The sequence below is a fragment of the Enterococcus sp. 1001283B150225_161107_E12 genome, from assembly GCF_015556925.1.
GTDB lineage: Bacteria > Bacillota > Bacilli > Lactobacillales > Enterococcaceae > Enterococcus_B > Enterococcus_B mundtii.
The window spans coordinates 34,728-56,521 of sequence record NZ_JADNNI010000016.1 but is presented as its reverse complement, the minus strand read 5'-3'; the positions used below and the strand labels follow the sequence as shown (position 1 = coordinate 56,521).

General features: G+C 39.6%; 15 protein-coding genes. All 15 read right to left on the bottom strand.

Annotation, left to right across the window (positions count from 1 at the left end):
• Nucleotides 1–135: 135 nt before the first annotated feature.
• The 15 genes from I2F89_RS11835 to lpdA all read right to left on the bottom strand — a co-directional run bounded on the left by I2F89_RS11835 (nt 136) and on the right by lpdA (nt 21,788).
• A complete protein-coding gene (locus I2F89_RS11835; protein ID WP_195514392.1) occupies nt 136–1,179 on the bottom strand; it encodes a SepM family pheromone-processing serine protease in 1,044 nt (347 codons plus the stop codon).
• On the bottom strand, nt 1,169–1,660 hold the full coding sequence (coaD, locus tag I2F89_RS11830) for a pantetheine-phosphate adenylyltransferase (protein ID WP_071867116.1): 492 nt from the start codon (nt 1,658–1,660) through the stop codon (nt 1,169–1,171). The genes I2F89_RS11835 and coaD overlap by 11 nt, the downstream gene beginning before the upstream one ends.
• Complete coding sequence (gene rsmD, locus I2F89_RS11825; protein ID WP_195514391.1) at nt 1,661–2,218, bottom strand: 16S rRNA (guanine(966)-N(2))-methyltransferase RsmD; 558 nt, start codon at nt 2,216–2,218, stop codon at nt 1,661–1,663.
• Between the two features lie 183 nt (nt 2,219–2,401).
• Nucleotides 2,402–2,743, bottom strand: coding sequence for a YlbG family protein (locus I2F89_RS11820; RefSeq protein ID WP_074799699.1), 342 nt, complete (start codon nt 2,741–2,743; stop codon nt 2,402–2,404).
• A complete protein-coding gene (locus tag I2F89_RS11815) occupies nt 2,727–3,158 on the bottom strand; it encodes a YlbF family regulator (protein ID WP_071867161.1) in 432 nt (143 codons plus the stop codon). Before I2F89_RS11815 ends, I2F89_RS11820 begins: the two co-directional genes overlap by 17 nt.
• Nucleotides 3,145–4,275 carry a CAP-associated domain-containing protein gene (locus I2F89_RS11810; protein WP_074799700.1) on the bottom strand — a complete coding sequence of 377 codons (1,131 nt, stop codon included), beginning with the start codon at nt 4,273–4,275 and terminating at the stop codon, nt 3,145–3,147. The genes I2F89_RS11815 and I2F89_RS11810 overlap by 14 nt, the downstream gene beginning before the upstream one ends.
• A gap of 17 nt (nt 4,276–4,292) precedes the next feature.
• The gene (locus I2F89_RS11805) at nt 4,293–7,721 is read right to left on the bottom strand and encodes a pyruvate carboxylase (RefSeq protein ID WP_195514390.1); all 3,429 of its coding nucleotides are present in this window, start codon (nt 7,719–7,721) and stop codon (nt 4,293–4,295) included.
• 21 nt (nt 7,722–7,742) lie between these two features.
• On the bottom strand, nt 7,743–8,909 hold the full coding sequence (locus tag I2F89_RS11800; RefSeq protein WP_071867119.1) for an FtsW/RodA/SpoVE family cell cycle protein: 1,167 nt from the start codon (nt 8,907–8,909) through the stop codon (nt 7,743–7,745).
• 2 nt (nt 8,910–8,911) lie between these two features.
• Nucleotides 8,912–9,214: a YlaN family protein gene (locus I2F89_RS11795; RefSeq protein ID WP_010735661.1), complete on the bottom strand. Its 303-nt coding sequence runs from the start codon at nt 9,212–9,214 to the stop codon at nt 8,912–8,914.
• 88 nt (nt 9,215–9,302) lie between these two features.
• Nucleotides 9,303–11,090 (bottom strand): DNA helicase RecQ, encoded by a 1,788-nt coding sequence (gene recQ / locus I2F89_RS11790; protein WP_071867120.1) that lies wholly within the window; start codon nt 11,088–11,090, stop codon nt 9,303–9,305.
• 435 nt (nt 11,091–11,525) lie between these two features.
• Nucleotides 11,526–16,613: an LPXTG cell wall anchor domain-containing protein gene (locus I2F89_RS11785; RefSeq protein ID WP_086334590.1), complete on the bottom strand. Its 5,088-nt coding sequence runs from the start codon at nt 16,611–16,613 to the stop codon at nt 11,526–11,528.
• Nucleotides 16,614–16,991: 378 nt separating this feature from the next.
• Nucleotides 16,992–18,821 carry a translational GTPase TypA gene (typA, locus tag I2F89_RS11780; protein ID WP_010735665.1) on the bottom strand — a complete coding sequence of 610 codons (1,830 nt, stop codon included), beginning with the start codon at nt 18,819–18,821 and terminating at the stop codon, nt 16,992–16,994.
• Between the two features lie 345 nt (nt 18,822–19,166).
• On the bottom strand, nt 19,167–19,934 hold the full coding sequence (locus I2F89_RS11775; protein ID WP_074799747.1) for an inositol monophosphatase family protein: 768 nt from the start codon (nt 19,932–19,934) through the stop codon (nt 19,167–19,169).
• 4 nt (nt 19,935–19,938) lie between these two features.
• Complete coding sequence (locus tag I2F89_RS11770) at nt 19,939–20,214, bottom strand: UPF0223 family protein (protein WP_019723241.1); 276 nt, start codon at nt 20,212–20,214, stop codon at nt 19,939–19,941.
• 167 nt (nt 20,215–20,381) lie between these two features.
• The gene (gene lpdA, locus I2F89_RS11765) at nt 20,382–21,788 is read right to left on the bottom strand and encodes a dihydrolipoyl dehydrogenase (RefSeq protein WP_010735668.1); all 1,407 of its coding nucleotides are present in this window, start codon (nt 21,786–21,788) and stop codon (nt 20,382–20,384) included.
• Nucleotides 21,789–21,794: the final 6 nt, after the last annotated feature.

Here is a 21,794-nt window from a genome sequence, read left to right as displayed (position 1 = left end):
ACCTCTTCGAAAAATAATACACCACCCACAAAAATTTGAAAAACAATTTTCGTGGATGGCGCATTATTTCTTGAGGCTAAACATGTCTTGTCCTCGCTTTAAAATATGAGTACAAAACGTTCAAGTCGAAACCGTTTATTTCATGTTCTCAAGATACTCTAAGGCATCTTGCACTGTTTTGACCGGAACGATCTTCATCGATGTATTGAGTTTTTTAGCCGCAGCTTTGGCTTCTTCATAATTCGTTTTGATATCAGGATTTTCTTTTTTCACTTCATCAGAAATCGTATCATCTGGCGCAAAAAAGATATTCATTCCTGCTTCGTCTGCACTTGCCACTTTTTTATCGATTCCACCGATCCGTCCCACTTCACCTGCACTATTGATCGTACCTGTACCGGCTATTTTTTTCCCTTTACGGATGTTTTGATGGGTCAACTGTTCATAGATCTCCAAAGTAAACATCAAGCCTGCTGAAGGGCCACCGATTGAACCAGAATTGATTGCCACTTCTGTGTCTGTGGCGATTTCTGTATGATCAGTCAAAGTGATCCCGATTCCTGGTTTTTTATCTGTCGATAACTCGATCAGTTTACCTGAAGCTTCTTCTTCTTTGCCATCGTGGATGAAGGTGATTGTGACAACCTGTCCTACTTCTTGTCCTTTCACGTACTCCATAAATTCTTCCGCACTCTTGAAACTCATCCCATCTACTTTTGTGACTGTATCACCAACAGATAATTTTTTGTAAAAGCTCGAATTTTTTTCGACGCCCATGACATAGACACCTTTAAATTCCATCGTATAAGGAATATTCGCTAGTTTCAAGGCTTGCTCAATGGCGGCATTTTGTGAGGATTCCATATAATATTTTTGCATCTGATTATATTCTTCATTTGTCGCTCCACCAGTCAACTCTTCTTCACTGATAACATCTTTGAAATCTGACATTAGTGCGGAGACGACACCAAATCCTGTTGCTCTTCTGATTCCTACAGAAGTGAGAGAGAAAGAGCCTGATTCTTTATCTTCTTGATCATTGACTGTGATCATATCTTTAAGATCGATCGTGGCACCTGGAGCTTCCACGTAATAGGGTAAAGGCACAATGACAAAGCCTGCTAATAATGTGCCTAAAAGGATCACGGATAACGTTTTCCACCATTTCTTATTCTGCATCACTTTCACGCTTTCTAGCTAATGCTTCGTTGATCACAGTAGGTAAATAGGTGCTCACGTCCCCACCAAAATAAAGAACCTCTTTAAGCATACTTGAGCTGATATGGCTATACTCTGGTTTTGCCATAAAAAGCACCGTCTCCAATTCATGACTCAAATGATGATTCATTTGCGCAATGTCACGTTCATATTCAAAATCTTTGAAGCTACGAACACCTCGAACCAACGCTTGAACACCTAGTTCTTTTGCCGTCGTCACTGTCAACTGTGTCTCTTGGTGGATCACTCGGACATTTTCTAAGTGTGCGACTGCTTGTGTGATCAATTCCAAGCGTTCCTCAGCCGTGAACAATGTTTTTTTTGATGTATTGATAAAGATACCGATGATCACTTCATCAAACAACTTCGCAGCTCGTTCGATCGTGTCTAAATGACCCATAGTCAATGGGTCGAAACTCCCTGGAAATAACGCTCTTCTCATTTATATTTCCTCTTTTCTATAAATGGTCACCGCAGAGATGCCATAGGTCTGCTGTTTGATTTGTTGAAAATTTCCTATTGTCTCAGGAAGCTCCACTGACTTATCTGTTTCGCATACGATCAAGGCAGCGTCCTGAAAAAGAGCCAATTCTTCCATACGTTCAATTTGATCGACGATTTTTTGTTTGGCATAAGGTGGATCTAAAAATAGAATATCAATCTTTTGATCCTCTTTCGCCAGTGACTCAATCGCTTTATCAGCATCTAATTTCATTGTATTGAATTTGTTCGGTTCTTTTGTGATTTCAATATTTTCTTTGATTATTTTTAGTGCTTGATAGTTTTTCTCCACGCAGATTGCGTAGCTACAGCCTCTGGAAACAGCTTCGATCGCTAGACCCCCGCTTCCTGAGTAAAGATCCAAAACGACCTCTCTATTAAAATAAGGACCGATCATGTTGAATATCGACTCTTTGACTTTATCAGACGTCGGTCGAGTATTTGGCCCTGCTAAACTTTTTAAACGGCGACCGCCGTAATCTCCTGAAATTACTCGCATCTACTCACTCCTTGAAACATACTGTTATTAGTATACCAAAAAAATAGACTTGATTCCGACTAAAATCGTCAATTCTCAAGTCTATTTTTTCTTAATTTAACTTTTTATAACTATTCAAAATCTTTTTATCACATTTTCTTCATTTTCGTCGATTTTATTAACTATAACGCTAGACTCTCTTTACTAGAAAACGTGTTCAGCTAAGCGGATCTTTGTGTTTAATTCTTCGATCTCGAAGCCTTCTTCTTTTGTGTCCGCCTTTTTACCGATTTTTTCAGCAAAATTCATTTCGATATCTGGTCGATAAGAACGTTCGACATTTCGTACGAAATGTAATTTCTTGATCCTTTCTTCCGTTTGTTCATAGTTGTCTTCATTTAAATACATGATCACATACTTCATTTTACGAGAGACATAATGCACTAAACCAAATTTGCGAAGATTTTTCAATTGTTTTAAACTATATACCCACACGACTAACCCTCGCCGATGTGTTTGTTCAAATTCTTTATTTTCTATGTCCATGGCAGTTTCCTCCGCACCCTTCACTTTTTTCAAAAAATGGACTACCTGCACTGATTTTGATCTCCGTCGAAATCGTATGTGCAAGTTGTTTTCCAATGGAATCTAGTATCTTTTGTAATTCTGTTTCACTTATTCGAAAAGCAGCTACTTCTTCATTTAGATCCAACTGCCTTTTGGCTTGTCGTACAGTTCGTTGTTTTTCACGAAACTCTGGAACGTACTTTCCATAAGGTGAAATTTCTTCAAATGCTTGTCTGCTTACAATAAAATCATTTTTTAACTGGTTGACGTTGATAGAAGTTTCCATCTCTTTTTTAGTTTTGAGATATTGTTCCATCATTTCACTTGTTACAATCGTTTGAACAAGCTGATGACACTGGTCCTCCAGTTCAAACAACTCCTCATTGATTATCACTGCTTTCACTAGTCTCCTCTTTTTCCTTCATTAAGACTAACATGTTTTCTTTCGAAAACGCAACGCCTAACTGTGTTGGTTCTTTTTCCAAGAATCGATCATGATAATAAGGATCAGTATATAACAATAAAACTGAAAAAGTCGGATCAATGATTGGATGCATGAAAATTCCAGTTGTTTGATCTAATTGTCGTTTTTCCACTAAGCGATTGATTTCATCATTTGACAACGTAAATTTAACTGTCGTTTGGGAAGTCTGTGTTGCCATCTGCCACTCTGCCAAACGATTTTCTGCCAACCATTCTTCTGGCTGGTCGATAAAGTCTGTTAACAGTACATTCGTTTGGATCATAAAATCTGGAGAGTAATGATAATCAGGCAGTTCAGCTTCTTGGCGTAATCTCGTCAATACTCGAGTGATGACACGCTCTCTTGACTGATTGATACTTTCCCAGTCTGCTGAACTCTCCATTTCGTAGTGGGGCAATCCTTCTCCAAAGACCTGATAAGGCATTAATTTCAATAAGCTTTTCTTGTTTAAATAAACTGTTGAAAATAATCCACCTGTGTCTTGATCAAAGAAAAGCATCGCAAATGTACCGTTGTCAAAAGCAATCAAGGGACGATAATTCATGTCTTCTTCAGTTAACTCGATTCCGACTTCTGTCTCTTCATACTCGAATGTGAAGTTCGGAAAAATCGTTGTAATCTCTGTCAGATCCTGCATAGTCATGCCAACGGCAAATGGGGTCAAACTAGTTGCGTTCGCATTTAAAACTTTGATAGCCTCCACTCGGTCATTTTGTATATTTGCTTCAAGTACGATTTGTTGAATTGGATCTTGATAATATCTAATCTCAAAGCCGAATCCGCTCGTCAAACGATCTTTAGGTGAACCAATCTCTGCTTCTAATTCGGTGACTGATCGACCAATATATGTAGAAAAGCCAGTCGCATTTAGCTCCTGGTATTTCCAAGACGTTACCTGATTTTGATTTCCTATCAGTTGTTGGTCTTGCGTGGATGTTTCAAGTTTGGGAGGGAACACTACTGGCTCCAAATATAAAGCCGACGTGACGAATAGTAGTGTTGCTATAAATAGACCTAGTCGTTTCAAATGTTCCCTCTCCTTTCTTATTTTTCTGTAACTTCGATTAATAGATCTCCTGAGGAAATGGGTTCGCCAGCAACAACATAGAGATGTGCTATTTCTCCATCGAATGGTGCTTCAATGGCTGTTTCCATCTTCATTGCTTCAGTGACCATCAATGTATCGCCTCTTTTGACTGTATCGCCTTTTTTCACCAAGACGTCTAAAACTGAACCGGACATCGTCGCACCGATTTGTTCGCGATTTGTTGGTTCTGCTTTTCGTCTAGTTTTTACCGCACTGACGATCGACGTATCTTTGACGGTGATTTCTCTTCGTTGACCGTTCAAATTAAAGAATAACACACGATTCCCTTCAATATCAGGTTCACCGATTTCGTCTAAGCGAATGATCAGGATCTTGCCTTTTTCGATTTGAACGTTGACCGTTTCCCCTAAACGAATCCCTTGGAAGAAAGTCGGTGTATCCAGTAATGTGACATCGCCAAATTGATTATAAGCGGTTTGATAATCCAAGAAGACTTGTGGATACATCAAGTAACTCAAGACTTCTTCTTGTTTTGGTTCATATCCGATCTTTTTAGCTAATTCTGCTTTGACTTTTTCGAAGTCCACTGTTTCAGCGAACAATCCTGGACGTTCAGTGATTGCTGGACGACCTTTCAAAATGATCTTTTGGAGTTTTTCTGGGAATCCGCCAACTGGTTGGCCTAATTCACCTTGGAAGAAGGTAACGACTGATTCCGGAAAACTCAAGGTCTCGCCTTTTTCATAAATGTCTTCTTCGCTCAATTCATTTTGGACCATGAACAAAGCCATATCGCCTACAACTTTAGAAGAAGGCGTGACTTTGACGATATCGCCAAACATCAGGTTCACCGTGTGGTACATTTTTTTGATGTCATCCCAACGATGACCTAAACCAACTGCTTTGGCTTGTTGTTGTAAGTTCGAGTATTGTCCACCTGGCATCTCGTGCATATAAACTTCAGTTTCAGGGGCATTCAAGCCATTCTCAAATGGTTTGTAATACATGCGAACATCTTCCCAGTAGTGATTCAACTGTTGCGCATTTTCAATATTGATTTCTGGTACACGTGGCCCATTGACCAAAGCGTAATACAAACTGCTCATACTTGGTTGGCTAGTATTTCCGCTCATCGCACTCATCGCTACATCGACAATATCGACACCCGCTTTGGTTGCTGCTGAGTAAGTGATGATGCCATTGCCACTCGTATCATGTGTGTGTAAATGGATTGGTAGATCCGTTGTCGCCTTCAATTCACTGATCAAGCGATAAGCAGCTTGCGGTTTCAACAGTCCTGCCATATCTTTGATGGCGATCATATGAGCGCCTAACTGTTCCAGCTCTTTTGCCATGTCCTTGTAATATTGCACATTGTATTTCGCACGACTTGGATCATTGATATCACCTGTGTAGCAAATCGTCGCTTCTGCAATTTTCCCTGTATCACGAACGGCTTGGATACTCTTTTCCATTTGCGGTACCCAGTTCAGACTGTCAAAGATCCGGAAGACATCGATCCCTTGTGTCGCTGCTTCTTTGATAAATTCAGCGATCACATTGTCTGGGTAGTTGGAGTAACCGACAGCATTCGATCCTCTAAAGAGCATTTGCAATAAAGTATTCGGCATCAATGAGCGAATCTTTCTCAGGCGTTTCCATGGGTCCTCATTCAAGAAACGATAGGCGACGTCAAACGTCGCGCCACCCCACATTTCACTTGAAAACAGCTCTGGAAGTCCTTCACCAGTCAAACGTGCGATTTCTTTAAAATCTTTTGTACGCACACGAGTTGCCAATAAGCTTTGATGGGCATCTCTAAACGTGGTATCTGTCAATAACACGTTTTCTTGTTGTTTGACCCAATCGACTAACGCGGAAGCACCGTCTTTGTCTAAGACATTTTTAGCTGTGATATAATCTGGGCGAGTGATCAGCTCTTTGGGCATACGTGGTGCATCGTAATATGGTTTTTCACCACGTTCGATACCAGGAAAACCATTTACCGTGATTTCTCCGATATATTTCATTGTTTTATTTCCACGGTCACGTAAGCGTGGGAAATCAAATAATTCATTGGTACTATCGATAAACGTCGTTTTGGCTTGTCCTGATTGAAATTCTGGATGCAAGATGACATTCAACATAAATGGAATATTTGTTTTCACTCCACGGATACGGAATTCTCTCAAACAACGTTCCATTTTTTGGATCGCTGTTGCAAAGTCAGCCGCATGTGTACAAACTTTTACTAAAAGTGAATCAAAATATGGGGTAACGATGTAGCCTGCATAGGCATTCCCTACATCTAAGCGGACGCCCATTCCACCTGGTGAGCGATACGTATCGATCTTACCAGTATCTGGTAGAAAGTTACTCAATGGGTCTTCCGTTGTGATCCGACATTGGATGGCTGAACCTTTGATTTTTATTTCGCTTTGCTGTGGCAATCCGATTTCTTTATGCAGATCTTTCCCTTGTGCAATCAATAATTGAGTCGTCACGATATCGACATCCGTGATCATCTCAGTGATCGTATGTTCCACTTGAACACGTGGGTTGACTTCAATAAAATAAAATTCGTCATTCTCCACTAAAAATTCGACTGTTCCTGCATTGACATATCCCACATGCTTCATCAATTGGACAGCGGCATCACATATACGTTGACGTTGCTGCTCATTCATAGAAACGCAAGGAGCGACTTCTACGACTTTTTGATGACGCCGCTGGACCGAACAATCACGTTCAAATAGATGGATGATGTTCCCATGGGTATCCCCTAAGATCTGGACCTCGATGTGTTTTGGATCAGCGATATACTTTTCAACATAGACTTCATCACTACCAAATGCGGCTTTCGCTTCGCTTTTTGCACGCTCATATCCTTCACGAGCGCCTTTTTCGTCATATGCTACACGCATCCCACGACCGCCACCGCCTAGTGCTGCTTTGATCATTACTGGATAGCCATGACGTTCAGCAAATGATAAAACTTCTTCAATTGACTCTACTGGTCCATCTGTCCCAGGGATCGATGCGATACCAGCTTCGATTGCTGCTGTTTTCGCTTTGATCTTGTCACCAAAAATATCAAGATGATGTAGTTCTGGCCCAACAAAAGTGATGCCTTCTTCTTTACAACGTGTAGCAAAGTGTAAGTTCTCAGATAATAATCCGTAGCCGGGATGGATCGCGTCTGCTCCACTAGCCTTAGCAATCTCAAGAATCCCTTCAATATCAAGATACGCATCTATCGGTCTTTTTCCTTTACCAACCAGATATGCCTCATCCGCTTTAAAGCGATGCACGGAATATTCATCTTCTTCTGCATAGACACCTACAGTTTGGATCCCTAATTCTGTACACGCACGAAATACCCGTACAGCAATTTCTCCTCTGTTAGCTACCAAAACTTTTCTCATCGAATCACTCCTACGTCAATTTTAGTAAATACCTAAACTCTTACGTTTCTCATCTGCGCTGATATTCAGGACGAAACCTACGCAGATCGAAAGCATCAGTAAACTCGAACCACCTTGACTCAAGAATGGGAATGTGATCCCTGTCAGTGGGATGATCCCAGTGATCCCGCCAAGGTTGACAAATACTTGGATCAGAAACATCGAACCGATTCCGATACATAGCAAAGAATTGAATGGATCTTTTGAGCGGATCCCCACTAAGATGATACGGGCGATCATGAACATCAATAAAGCTAAGATCAAAATACCCATGATCACGCCTAATTCTTCTACTACGATGGCATAGATAAAGTCGGTTTGCGCTTCTTGTAGAAATCCTTTTTTCTGGATACTATTCCCTAATCCGCGACCGAATAGACCACCGTTGAACATCGCATAATAACCATTCACCATTTGGTGTCCGTTATTCAATTCATCAGAAAAAGGGTTTTGAAAAATCTCAAAACGATGATAGATATATTGTAAGCGACCTGGGAAAAGTTTCCCTTGGGTCACGTTGATCAACCAAATTGTTATCACACTAAAAATGATTCCTCCGACACCAACGATCAAGGTGTAAAAATAATTGACGCCGCTAGCTAAGAGTAACACGATGATGATCAAAAAAATAACCGTTGCATTCCCAAAATCGGGTAGACTTGCCACTAACACAGTCAAGGCAAGAACTAACAATAAAGGTCGTTTGACCGTTGCAATGAAGTTTTTTTGCACACTCATTTGTCTCTGTGACAAAGTAAAGGAAAGATACCAGATGGCAATGATTTTTAGGTATTCGGCGGGCTGGATAGAAAATCCGGCAATCTCAAGCCAACCTTTTGCCCCATTTCGTTCTTCCCCAAAAAATAAGACGATCAATAATAAAATCGTCAAGACTGCGATAGCCGCCATGATCAATCGCTGATTTTTCAATACACCGATTTTCATTTTGTATAGGAGTGCAATAACGATCAAGCTAAGCACCCAAAAAATACTCTGATTGATGACCGATGACGCTGGATTGCTCCCATTTGCTAATAACAAGTAGGACGTAGAACTGTAAACCATGATCAATCCGATGATACATAAAATCAAATATGGAATTAAAATACTGTAATCCAACAGATGCCTTTTTTTTACTTTATTCGGCAAGTTTATTCCCCCTTGCCACTTTCTTTTTTATCATAATTTTCTCGGTAAACTTCATTGTATAAGTGATTCAATTGACGTTCTAACTCACTGAGCATCAGTTGCCCTTCTTTTTTTTCAATGATCCCTACACGTATTGCAAAACTCACTTGTTGAGAAAATCCATACATTTGTGTATCGACTACCTCTTCAAAGGCTTTACATTGTGAGATACAAAGACTGTTTGTTTGATTTTGGATCAAACGCTTGATGCGATCTGCCTCATCAATCAACACATTAAGTGCCGTCTCTTTTGAAAGAGAATCCATTTGCCTTTCCCTCCATTTCTAAGTTCATTCATTATAGCATATTTTACGCGATAACTGAGCAAGAACCTAGATTTATCTAGGCTTTTTTTTATGTTTTTTCACTATCACTTTGCGTAGCGCTTTCTTGGAAATTTTGGATTGATTGCAAGAACATTTCACCATACTTATCGAGCTTGCTTTGTCCTACCCCTTTGATTTGGAGAAGTGCCAATCGGTCTTTTGGACGATTACGACTCATTTCTTTGAGTGTTGCATCTGAAAAAACAACGTATGGTGGAACGCCCGCGTCAGCAGCTAAATCGGTCCGTAACTGGCGTAATACTTCAAATAGACCATCTGTTTCATCATGCGACAATTGTTGCACTTTTTTGGGTTCCTTTTTGTGTACAGTTACTTTTCCCATAAGCACTTGCACCCCAAGATCGCTGACTTTTAAAACAGGGTATTCACCACTAGCCGCAAGTAAGTAGCCACTTGAAATCAGATAGTCGATCAACTGCAATATATTTTTTTGTGACAGATTCCTTAGTAGACCATACGTAGACAATCGATCAAACTGAAACTGTTTGATTTTCTGATCTTTTGATCCGGCAAGGACTTTCATTAGTAATTGTTTTCCGTAGTTTTCACCCATTCGTTTCAAACAAGACAAAACCATTTGCGTTTCTGTGGTCACATCGACCAGTTCACGATCATCAAGACAGTTGCCACAACGCTGACAAGGCTCGCTTGCTTCTCCAAAGTAAGAAAGAATATATTGTTGCAGACAGGATTCGATATGGACGTATTCAGTCATGGCTCGGATCTTGTCGTATTCCTTATGTTTTTGTGCTTCCTCACGTTGCGATTGTTGAACAAAAAACTTTTGGACTTGCACATCTTGTGGCGCAAATAGCAAAATGGCTTCACTAGGTAAGCCATCTCTTCCGGCACGACCAGCTTCCTGATAATATGCTTCTAATGAACCTGGTATTTGGTAGTGAATGACAAACCGAATATTACTTTTATTGATTCCCATTCCAAAAGCGTTGGTTGCTACTAATAGTTGGATACGATCATAGAGGAAAGCTTCTTGCATTTCCGTCCGTTCCCTTTCTGAAATACCGCCGTGGTATCTGCCAACGGAAAAACCAAATTTCGCCAACAACTGATATAGTCGATCCACTTCTTTTCTAGTCGCGGCATAAATGATGCCTGATTGATTTTGATTCACTTTTAAATACTCGACCAAATATTGTTCTTTTTTTTGATCTTTGATAACCTGCAACCTTAGATTTTCTCGTGCAAATCCAGTTTGAATATGGTTCTTTTCAGGGATTTTTAAAAGTCTTTTGATATCTGTTGCTACAGGGACAGTAGCAGTTGCTGTCAAGGCCACGATGGGCGGACGCTGAGGAATACCTTCTAAAATATTCGCCATCTGCAAATAACTGGGTCTAAAATCATGCCCCCATTGCGAGATACAGTGGGCTTCATCAATGGCAATCAAGCGAACGGACCAACGATTCATCGCTTGGATAAAATCAGGCATGATAAAACGTTCTGGTGCAACATATAACAATTGATACTTTCCCTCATCTAATGAACGAAAACGTTGTGCCACTTCATATCCTTCTAATGAACTATTGATAAACGTAGCAGCAATCCCCAGTTGATTCGCAGCATCCACTTGATCTTTCATCAAAGAGATCAAGGGAGAAACGACGATCGTCAACCCTTCCAAGGCTAGCGCAGGTAGCTGATAACATATTGATTTTCCGCTTCCAGTCGGCATGATACCCAAGACATCTTCTTGAGCCATAATTTTTTCAATGATTTCTTTTTGGCCTGGGCGGAAAAGCTCATATCCAAAATATTTTTTTAATAACTGCTCCACATGCGCCCTCCTCGATTTCTGTTTGTTTTTACACTTTCAAGTTTTACTTCTTTCATCTAACTATTAATTACGCATTTTCTCCAATGATTCATTTGACATGTACTATCTATTCTACTTCTGTCTGCTCATAAGAGCAAGTCTCACTCCGTGAAACAAAATACCGTTTGTGAAACTAAAAATAGAGCATTTCGAGTCTTTTAAAAGTTCTTTAAAAAATTCATCTTGCCATTCTTGCTTTCATTTTTTGTTTCTTTAAGTTCTCCACAGCTAATGATTGACTTCCTATTATGAGAATTTTGTTTTTTGCTCATAGGATTTATTTTTATATTTCTTGTCCGTGACTCCTTTAGTGATCATAAAAAAACAGTTGAAAGGATGCCAAAGTAATTATCACTTTCGCTCTTTCAACTGCTTCGTTGTCATTTTAACTATCGGTTACTGTTTATCAAACGATTTTTTAGACATTTTTCGTTTCCATAAAACAAATCCTACTACTAGTACGAAACATGCACCAATATATGGCAGTACTCGATTGATGGTTTGATTGGTTTGTGGCAATTTGCTCTCATCACCTTCTGCTGCGGAACCCTCACCTAAACCAGTCTCTGCTGAAATTCCATCTGCATTTGGGTCGTTGGATGTGCCAGTACCATCTTCTGCACTAGCGTCCTCTTCTCCTGGCGTTGTTTCTTGGCCAGGTTCAACGATTTCATAGGAAGATTCTGTACGAGTAGATAAACTCCCATAACTCCGGTCCACTTTGACATCGAGAGAAACAAAGCGACTTCCCATAGTTTCTGTATCGATTTCAGATGACCCATCTAAAGAAACAGTATAGACATTTTTAGGTATTACACGTCCATTGACTTTAACTTCTTTTACTAACGATTTCAGGTCAACTCTTTCAGTGCCTTGTGCAAAAGAAGGCTGAGCAGGTTCAACTGTTAACTCACCTGTAGGCTCAAAACCATAATCTGTTACCTTATAATAAGCGTAATTACTGCCATAGGTGTAGTTTCGTTCGTTCTCTTCTGCCATCAATAAATTGTTACTAGTATCTACGTGATAAACCTTCACGATATCACCTGGGGTCACCGCCAGTGATTTACCAGTATTAAAACGTGAAATTGCTTGCTCGATCGTTTGTGTACCACGAACCTCGTATTGATATTTGCTTTGCTTACGTTCGTTGAGAATTTCGATTCCATAATATACTTCGGTGTCATCGTATTCATTCACTCGATTCTTCAACACTGTTTGATCGGTTCCTTGGACAGATTGGATCTCGATTTGTTTGCTGTTTTTAAGTAGTCCAAATGATCCAACCGTTTCACCTTTACGATTTTTTAAATGGATCGTGCTGCCCCATTTCACTTCATATGGCACTTCGATGTCAGTCGAAGAAACACCATCTGCCGTTGATACTTTTACCGTTACTGTTTTTTCTCCTGTCGTATGCGTATCAAACGCTCCCGTTTGTTCTACTTTATAAAGCTCTGTGTTCAAACTCTGTCCGTTAAATGCAACATTGTCAATCAACGTTGTCACGTCTACTTCACTGGTATCTTCACCTAAGACAAGTTCCTGACTAGCAACATCTGCGTGGATCATCGTAATTGGCTCAAACTCTCCATTCTTGACTTCATAATAAGCGTAATTCAACCCAGCTGTATAGTTTTTGACGATATCATCCCACATCAGTAAGTTCTGGTTATCTGTTTCTGCATGGTAGACACGGAAAATGTCTCCTTCTTCCACAGGTAATGATTGCCCATTATTGAACCCTTCGATTGCTTGACGAACCGTTTGATTACCTGCCACTTCATAAGTATATTTGATGTTATCGGGAAATAAACTATTGGCTTTATTTTTAGGATCTGCTAGGATATCGATTCGATAATAGGCATTACGACCATAAGCAGAATTGACTGGCGCATTAAGTTCTGTTTCATCTTCACCTTTTGTGGCATAGATAGCCAACTGGTCATTTTGATCAAGCAGACTAAAAGAACCGACGATACCTTTTTTCCCTTCTTTTTCTTCACCTTTCAGAATAAATGTACTTCCCCATTTGACTTGATAAGGAAGTTCAACTTGTACACTAGTTAAACCATCGTTCATTTTCACACGCATAGCGACGTTTTTATTTCCTACCGTCGTCGTATCGATTTCTGAACGTCTTTCGATTGTGTATTCCTCTGGATCAACTGTTTTGCCGTTGATCGTCACACGATCAATTAATTCAGCATCAGCTGCAGTAGTCACATCTTGCGCGAGATAAAATGCTTTATTAGCTGTATGGACTTCCATGACTGGCATTGCTTCAAAACCATAAGTCGTTACTTTGTAATACGCATAATCTGAACCATACGTGAAGTCCTCTTCTAGTTCATCGACCATCAGTACCGAGCTACCAGGAGATTTTTGCGGGTGATAAATTTTGATCACATCATCTAACTGGACAGTGACAGCTTGAGTACCATTAGTTCCAAAACCGTTGATGACGTCTTGTAGCGTGACACGACCTGGGACTTCTTGACTATACTGGACTCTTTCGCCACGTAAGACTTCAATTGAATAATAGAGGTCTTGATCGTTTCCTAAGCGCTCATCTAATGGCGAGTCAAACCCATGATGGATTTTCAATTGTCTGGTCGTATTAGTAGTTTGCAGTGAGAAAACACCTGCTGAACCACCAGTGCTAGATTTCATCACAATCGTTCTGCCCCATTTCACTTCATAAGGCACTGTGATGACTTTTGATACTACCCCATCTTTCGTGTCAAATTGGATAGCAAGTTCTTTTTGACCGACTGTGGTTGTATCGAAGTTTCCTAATTGTTTCACTGTATATAGATCCGGTGTTAGCTCGGTACCGTTGATCGTTACCTGATTGATCAGTTGCGTTCCATCAATCCCCGTGGCATCATCACCTAAGCTAAATTCTTGTGGTTTGGTATCCGTAGAAATCGCGAGGATCGGTTCTAACCCATGTTCTGTGACTTCGTAATAGGCATCATTTGAACCCATCGTAAAGTCCTTTGCTAATTCATCTTGCATCAATAAACTATTACCTGTTGGTTCTGCATGATACACTTTGATGACGTCGCCTTGTTTGACATTCAAAGGTTTTCCTTGATTGAACCCTTCGATTCCTTCTCTAATCGATTGATTCCCTAGTACGTTATATTGATACTTGGTGGTAATATTTTCGATCACTTCAATGCCATAGTAGGTGTCTCGTCCAAAATGATTATTGACCGGTTGACTCAAGTCCGTCCCACTTACACCTGGACTAGCATGCAATGCCCATTGATCGTTTTCTTTCAGTAGACTAAATGCTCCAACGGTTGCATTATCCAAGCCTTTCAATACGAATGTACTACCCCATTTGACTTGATAATCGACTTCGAATTCTTTCGTTGCTAGACCATCATTCGTTGTGACATTTAGATTCATTTTTCTCGCACCAATCGCATGAGTATCAAAATCAACAAGAGCTTCTACGGTATAATCCTTACTATCGATTGTACGACCATTGATGGTTACATTTTTCAATAAAGAGGCTGGTTCAATCATAGAGGTATTTTCTCCAAGTACAAAGCTTTTTTGCGAAGATTCTGCATCTAATACCGGAAACGGATCAAATCCATACGGTGTGATCTTATAGTATGCATACTCAGAATCATAGGTATAATCCTCTTCTTTTTCATCGATCATCACGACTGAACTATTCGGCGTTCGTTCTGGATGATAGATCTTAATGACATCATCGTAACGGACATCGATCGTTGATGAGGTGTTTCCAAATTGATCCATGATTTGTTGTAATGTGGCACGATTGGAGACGTCCTGACTATAAACAACTGTATTTCCTCTTAAAACTTCAAATGAGTAATACAATGAAAATGGTGAGGATAGAGGTCCAACTGCAACATTCATTGCTGAAGGAATTCCTGTACCAAAAACGATTTTGGCTGTTGGATTTCCTGAATTATCCGTTTTTAAAGAAAATGATCCCGCTGAAGCTCCGGTTGCCGATCGCATATAAATCGTATGTCCCCAAAGAACATTGACGGTCGTTTCTCCGGTTCCTTTGATCATCACACCACTGTTTGAATGCCGTGTTTGTACCGTCAACTTAACTGGCTGCGTGCCTGTATATGTGAAATTGGGTTCACTTGATTCTGCCTCAACAAACTCCAAATCATCGACTGCAACTGGTACACCGTTCATGGTCACAGAATCAATATAATCCTTAAAATTAGAAGCAAAGGATGGATACTCATTCCCCATTACTCGATCTTCAATGGGTTTCAATTGGACCTTCAGACCTTCATGAGGTTTGACATTGATTGTTACAGAAGCTTCAGCAGTTCGCCCATCTTCCGCAGTAGCTTTTGCTTGCCAATTTTGTACTCCCGAAACATTTGTATTTACATTGCTTAACCATTCGACGATATAAGTTCCGTTCGCATTTGGAACCTCGAAATAGTCTTTAGGATCTGGTAAGCGATCATATTGATAAACTTCAAAGTTTCCTGATTTAGCTGTCATTCGTAATGGACCAGGTTTGACATTGAATGGCACATCAACGATTGTCTCTCTGGAAGTGACTGAATCAGTAACTTTGACTTTCCCTTTTTGCTCGCCGACTTTTGATGTGTCTGGTTTTTCTACCCAACTAGCAGAAACGGTTCCTTTCGCATTGCTAACATCTAGATAATCTAGCAATTTTAAATTTGCAACGTCTTGTCCCTCATCTAAATTGTGAGGTCCATTTTTTACTGTTACTTTAATATCACCTATTGCTTGTTCAGCAGATAGAAATGAAACGTTACCATTCATTCTATATAATTCTATACCAAAGCCATTACTTCTAAGTGAATATAAATGATCAAGTCTAACATTTTCAAGAATCTCATTTCCGTTTACTGGATTATTAGCTAATCTAGTCATAGTTATCGTAGCTCCAGCATTATCAAGAGTTTGCCCACGATCTTTCAATTCAAAACGGACATGCCAATTACCACTTTTGGTAATTCCTTCACTAGTCCACTCCGGATTCAGTGTCATCCTGTTTATTAAATAAATCTGACCAACTAAATAGCTTTCTGGAATAGGTATTGAGGGCTCTTCAGTTGGAAAATTCCAAGTTCTATAATCTCCCTCTACTTTAATTGCTTCACCAATTTTAAAATTATGATCAAAGGATTTCATTGCTTCTGAATATAGATAACCAAATCGATCATCTATAGCTTCTGCAATTATCTTTTTCACTTCTTCTTCAGAATATCTTGTATTCAAATTATTTTCATTTACTTTTTTAGCTTTGTTTGAACTTACCGTATTATTTTCTTTCGTTCCCATCACATTGTTAGTTAGAGATTTTTTATTACTAATTACTTGTTCATTGTTTCTTTGAGTAACTGCCGATACACTTTGAACAATCACTCCATTCAAGTTCCCTAACAACATACCACCCACTAAAACACTATGTATTATCTTTCTCCGTATACTCACCTTACGTTCCTCCTTCGATCTTACCCGTCAGGAGGAGCGTTGCTACTTATATGGTATCTATTTCTCTCATCTAAAGACATCGCTCCTCCTTCTCAAAATGTTATGGCTATTTTCTTATCTTTCAATCAGAAGCGTTGTTTTATTTTTTTGTCTCACCTTCCATCCATGTCTATAAATATAGGTAAACTTTACTTTGTTAAGTTTAAAACTAAAATCATTTTTTGATAACGCCATTTTTTCTATATTAACTTGTAAAAATTGAAAGAACAGCGTTATTTAACTTTACTTATCAAGGAAAAAGAATAATCTTTGATCGGTTTAAAAGTTACAAAAAAAACCGTACCTCAGAGATTTCTCTCTAAGATTCGGTCAAAATAATTATTTTTTCTTTTTAGATGCTTTTTCACGTGCATTTTTTTCTAAGATTTGTTTTCTTAGACGGATGTTTTCTGGAGTTACTTCACAGTATTCATCGTCATTCAAGAATTCTAATGATTCTTCAAGTGTTAATTGTTTTGGTTTTTTGATGACTGATGTTTGATCTTTGTTAGCAGAACGAACGTTGGTCATTTGTTTTGCTTTTGTGATATTGACTGTCAAGTCATTCTCACGGCTGTTTTCACCGATGATCATACCTTCGTATACTTCTGTTCCTGGTTCAACAAATACAGTACCACGTTCTTCGATACTCATGATTGAATACGTGGTTGCTTTACCTGTATCGATGGATACTAACGCACCTTGGTGACGTCCGCCGATTTGGCCAGGAAGCATTGGCAAGTATTGATCAAATGTGTGGTTCATGATTCCGTAACCACGAGTCATTGATAAGAACTCTGTTGAGTAACCGATCAATCCACGAGCAGGTGTCAAGAATGTCAAACGAATTTGACCATTTCCTGTATGGACCATGTCTTGCATTTCACCTTTACGTTGGCTCAATGATTCGATGACACTACCCATGTATTCTTCTGGTGTGTCGATTTGAACACGTTCAAATGGTTCACATTTTACGCCATCGATTTCTCTTTCGATAACTTCTGGACGTGATACTTGTAATTCATAACCTTCACGACGCATGTTCTCGATCAAGATCGATAAGTGAAGTTCACCACGACCTGAAACTGTCCAAGCATCTGGTGAATTCGTTGGTTCAACACGAAGTGAAACGTCTGTTTGTAATTCTGCCATCAAACGTTCTTCGATTTTACGTGATGTCACGTATTTTCCTTCGCGTCCAGCAAATGGAGAGTTATTGACTAAGAAAGTCATTTGTAATGTTGGTTCATCGATATGCAAAATCGGTAATGCTTCTTGATGATCGACTGGTGTAACGGTTTCCCCAACGAAGATATCTTCCATTCCTGAGACAGCGATCAAATCACCAGCTTTAGCTTCTTGGATTTCTAAACGTTGTAAGCCAAAGAAACCAAATAATTTTGTCACACGGAATTTCTTCACTGTGCCATCAAGTTTGATCAGTGATACTTGGTCACCAACTTTGATTTTTCCTCTGAAGACACGGCCGATACCGATACGTCCAACATAATCGTTGTAATCAAGTAATGATACTTGGAATTGTAAAGGTTCATCGCTATTGTCAACTGGTGCAGGGATAGCTTCGACAATTGTATCAAAGATCGGTGCCATTGTTGGTTCTTGGTCCGCTGGATCATCGGATAAGCTTGATGTTCCGTTCAAAGCAGATGCGTAGATCACTGGGAAATCCAATTGATCATCGTCTGCGCCTAATTCGATAAATAATTCTAAGACTTCATCTACCACATACTCAGGACGAGCGGATGGTTTGTCAATCTTGTTTACAACAACGATCGGTGTGATATGTTGCTCTAAAGCCTTTTTCAATACGAAACGTGTTTGAGGCATGGTGCCTTCATAAGCATCTACAACTAAGACAACGCCGTCTACCATTTTCATGATACGCTCTACTTCACCACCGAAGTCCGCGTGTCCAGGTGTATCCATGATATTGACGCGAATCCCTTTATAATCAACAGCTGTATTTTTCGCTAAGATTGTGATTCCACGTTCTTGTTCAAGTGCGTTTGAGTCCATCGCACGTTCTTGTAATTGAGTGTGGGCGTCTAATGTGTCAGATTGTTTTAATAGTTCATCAACTAATGTTGTTTTTCCGTGGTCGACGTGGGCGATGATCGCTACGTTACGGATGTCATTTCTTTTATTCAATTTAAGTAACTCCTTTTTTATCGATTCTTTATCACAGGGCAATTTTACTCGACTGTTTATTATACCAAACTTTTTTCATGAAATATAGTGAAATGTTTTCATTTTTTCGAGAAAATTAATAATTTGCCCTTTTTCTAATCAAAACAGCACGAAAAATCCGAATTTATGTAAAAAAGGAGCTATTACAAAACTCTTCCACTAGCATATTCTACAAATGAATATTCCGATACTATATTTGACTAAACAAATAAGCGAAGGACTAGGTTGCTTAAAAAGCAATTTTATCGTCCTCCACTTATTTTATAAGAGCTATTTGATAGGCATATCTCAAACTCAGAAAAATAATCAGTCCAATTGAAGCATGTCAAGTATGGTCTCATAGGCTGTTGGAGTTGCGGCTAAATAATATTCTCTGCCACTGAAAGTCAATGGCGCACCGGAAAACCCACTATATCGCATACCGAACTCTTCCAAAAGAACATTGCCAGCTGCGTAATCCCAGGGACTTAGATTAGAGATATAGCCGATGTGGTTTCCTTTTAACATCGCAATCAATTCTAAGCCTGCACAGCCACACATCCGAACGCCGATACTTTGTTCACCAATCGCATGGATATTGAATCGATCGTGACCGAAGAGATAGCTATTGATTGCTATTAATCCTTTATCTAATGGAAGGTCTTGCGGTTGTGGTAATTTCACATCATTTTTGTAAACACCGATCGTTTTACCGCCCCAGTATAATTCATCTCGCATGACATCATAAATGAATCCTAGCTGTCCCACTCCATCTTCGTAATAAGCAAGCATGATACAAAAATTTTCTCCTTGTACCACGAAGTTCAACGTACCATCAATTGGGTCAATGATAAAGACTTGACCACTCAAATCCGATAAGTTGTTGTATCCTTCTTCTTCTGCCAAAATTTTTGCTTGAGGATAGGCAGAATGGATTTTATTGATCAGAAATGCTTGGATTTCTCGATCCATGTTTGTCACTAGATCTTTACGATTCGTTTTTTCTGCGACTGTTAGTTGATCATTTTGTGCATGAAGGATCTTTTCTTTTGCTGCTACCAACCAGCCAATTATTTCCTCAATCATTTTCTCCATCGTCTCACCCATTCATTTTTAGCATTTTGTTGGTGTTCTTCTTTGCCTCTTGAATAGTACGGTATAGCGAATAGCCAGAAGCTTTTTCAAATTCGCGTCCTAATCGTTTTTCTTCTCCGATCGATTTGATCACTGTTTTGAATTGTTGATAGGTTGTTAGAAATTCCTGATTATTGATCCCTTGTTCATTCGCTTTTTCGAGGGCCTCCCACATGTTCATCACGATGACCATTTCTTCAGTGGTCCAGTCCAAGTCTAATGGATATTGATACTCATTCATAGATATTATCTCCTATTCTATTCATCCCTTTCAGTTTATCATAGAAAGAAGACTTCTTCCAAGTGGTTTTGCTCTATTTTAGTTTACATAATAATTTTATAGTCGCAATTTAGAATATAAAAAAAACAACTCTCCCTTCTCAGAGAAAGTTGCATTTAGTTGAATGATTAAATATGAATCGGTAAGCCTAAAGCTAATTCAGCTGCGTCCATTGTGATCTCACCTAAAGATGGATGTGGATGGATCGTCAACGCGATATCTTCAGCGTTCATACCTGATTCGATTGCCAAAGCAAGTTCAGAAACCATATCACTCGCTCCAACTCCACCGATTTGCGCACCGATGATGACATTGTCTTCATTGGTTGTCACTAAGCGGATAAAGCCTTCTGTTTTACCTAATGATAATGCACGACCATTCCCAGAGAATGGGAATTTATAAGCAGTTGCTTCTAGTCCGGCTTCTTTTGCTTCTTTGATCGTCATCCCTACTGATGCTAATTCAGGATCAGTAAAGGCAACAGCTGGCATAGCTTTGTAGTCAACGGCTACTTTTTTGCCAGAGATTGCTTCTGCGGCGATTTTTGCTTCATAGCTTGCTTTATGTGCTAAAGCAGCGCCTGGAACGATGTCGCCGATTGCAAAGATGTTAGGTACGTTTGTACGTCCTTGATTATCAACTGGGATCAAGCCACGTTCACCGATTTCAACACCAGCTTGTTCTAAGCCCATGTCTTCAGTATTCGGACGACGTCCAACAGTGACCATCACGTAGTCAGCTGTTACTGATTCTTCTTTTCCGTCTACTGCATATTTTACAGTTACGCTATCACCATTGTCGATTGATTCTTTAGCCATGGCATTTGTAATGACTGTTACGCCTTTTTTCTTGAAGTCATCTTCCACTAATTTCACCAAGTCTTTTTCATACGTAGGTAAAATTTGTGGTGAACCTTCAAGGATCGTTACTTCAGAACCTAAGTTTGCGTAAGCCGCACCAAGTTCAGCACCGATTACCCCGCCGCCGATGATGACGAATTTCTTAGGAACTTCTGTTAGGCTCAATCCACCTGTAGAATCTAAGACACGACCACCAAATTTGAATCCAGGGATTTCAATTGGACGAGAACCTGTTGCAACGATAGCATGGTTGAATGAATACGTTTGAGCAGAATCCGGATGGATCACACGTAATGTATGATCATCTACGAAGAATGCTTCGCCTTCGATCGTTTCAACTTTGTGTTTTTTCAACAAGTAGCCGACACCTGAAGTCAATGTTTTCACTACTTTGTTGTCTTTCCACTCTTGTGTTTTTGTAAAATCAAGTGAGACATTTTCACTTGTTACACCAAACATCGATGAATCAAGTGATTCTTGATAATGATGACCTGCTGCGATCAACGCTTTAGAAGGAATACAACCAACGTTCAAACAAACGCCGCCGATATATTCTCTTTCAATGATCGCTACTTTTTGGCCCATTTCAGCAGCGCGGATGGCAGCGACATAGCCACCAGGTCCCGCACCGATTACAACTGTATCTAATTCAACAGCAAAATCTCCAACTACCATTTGTTT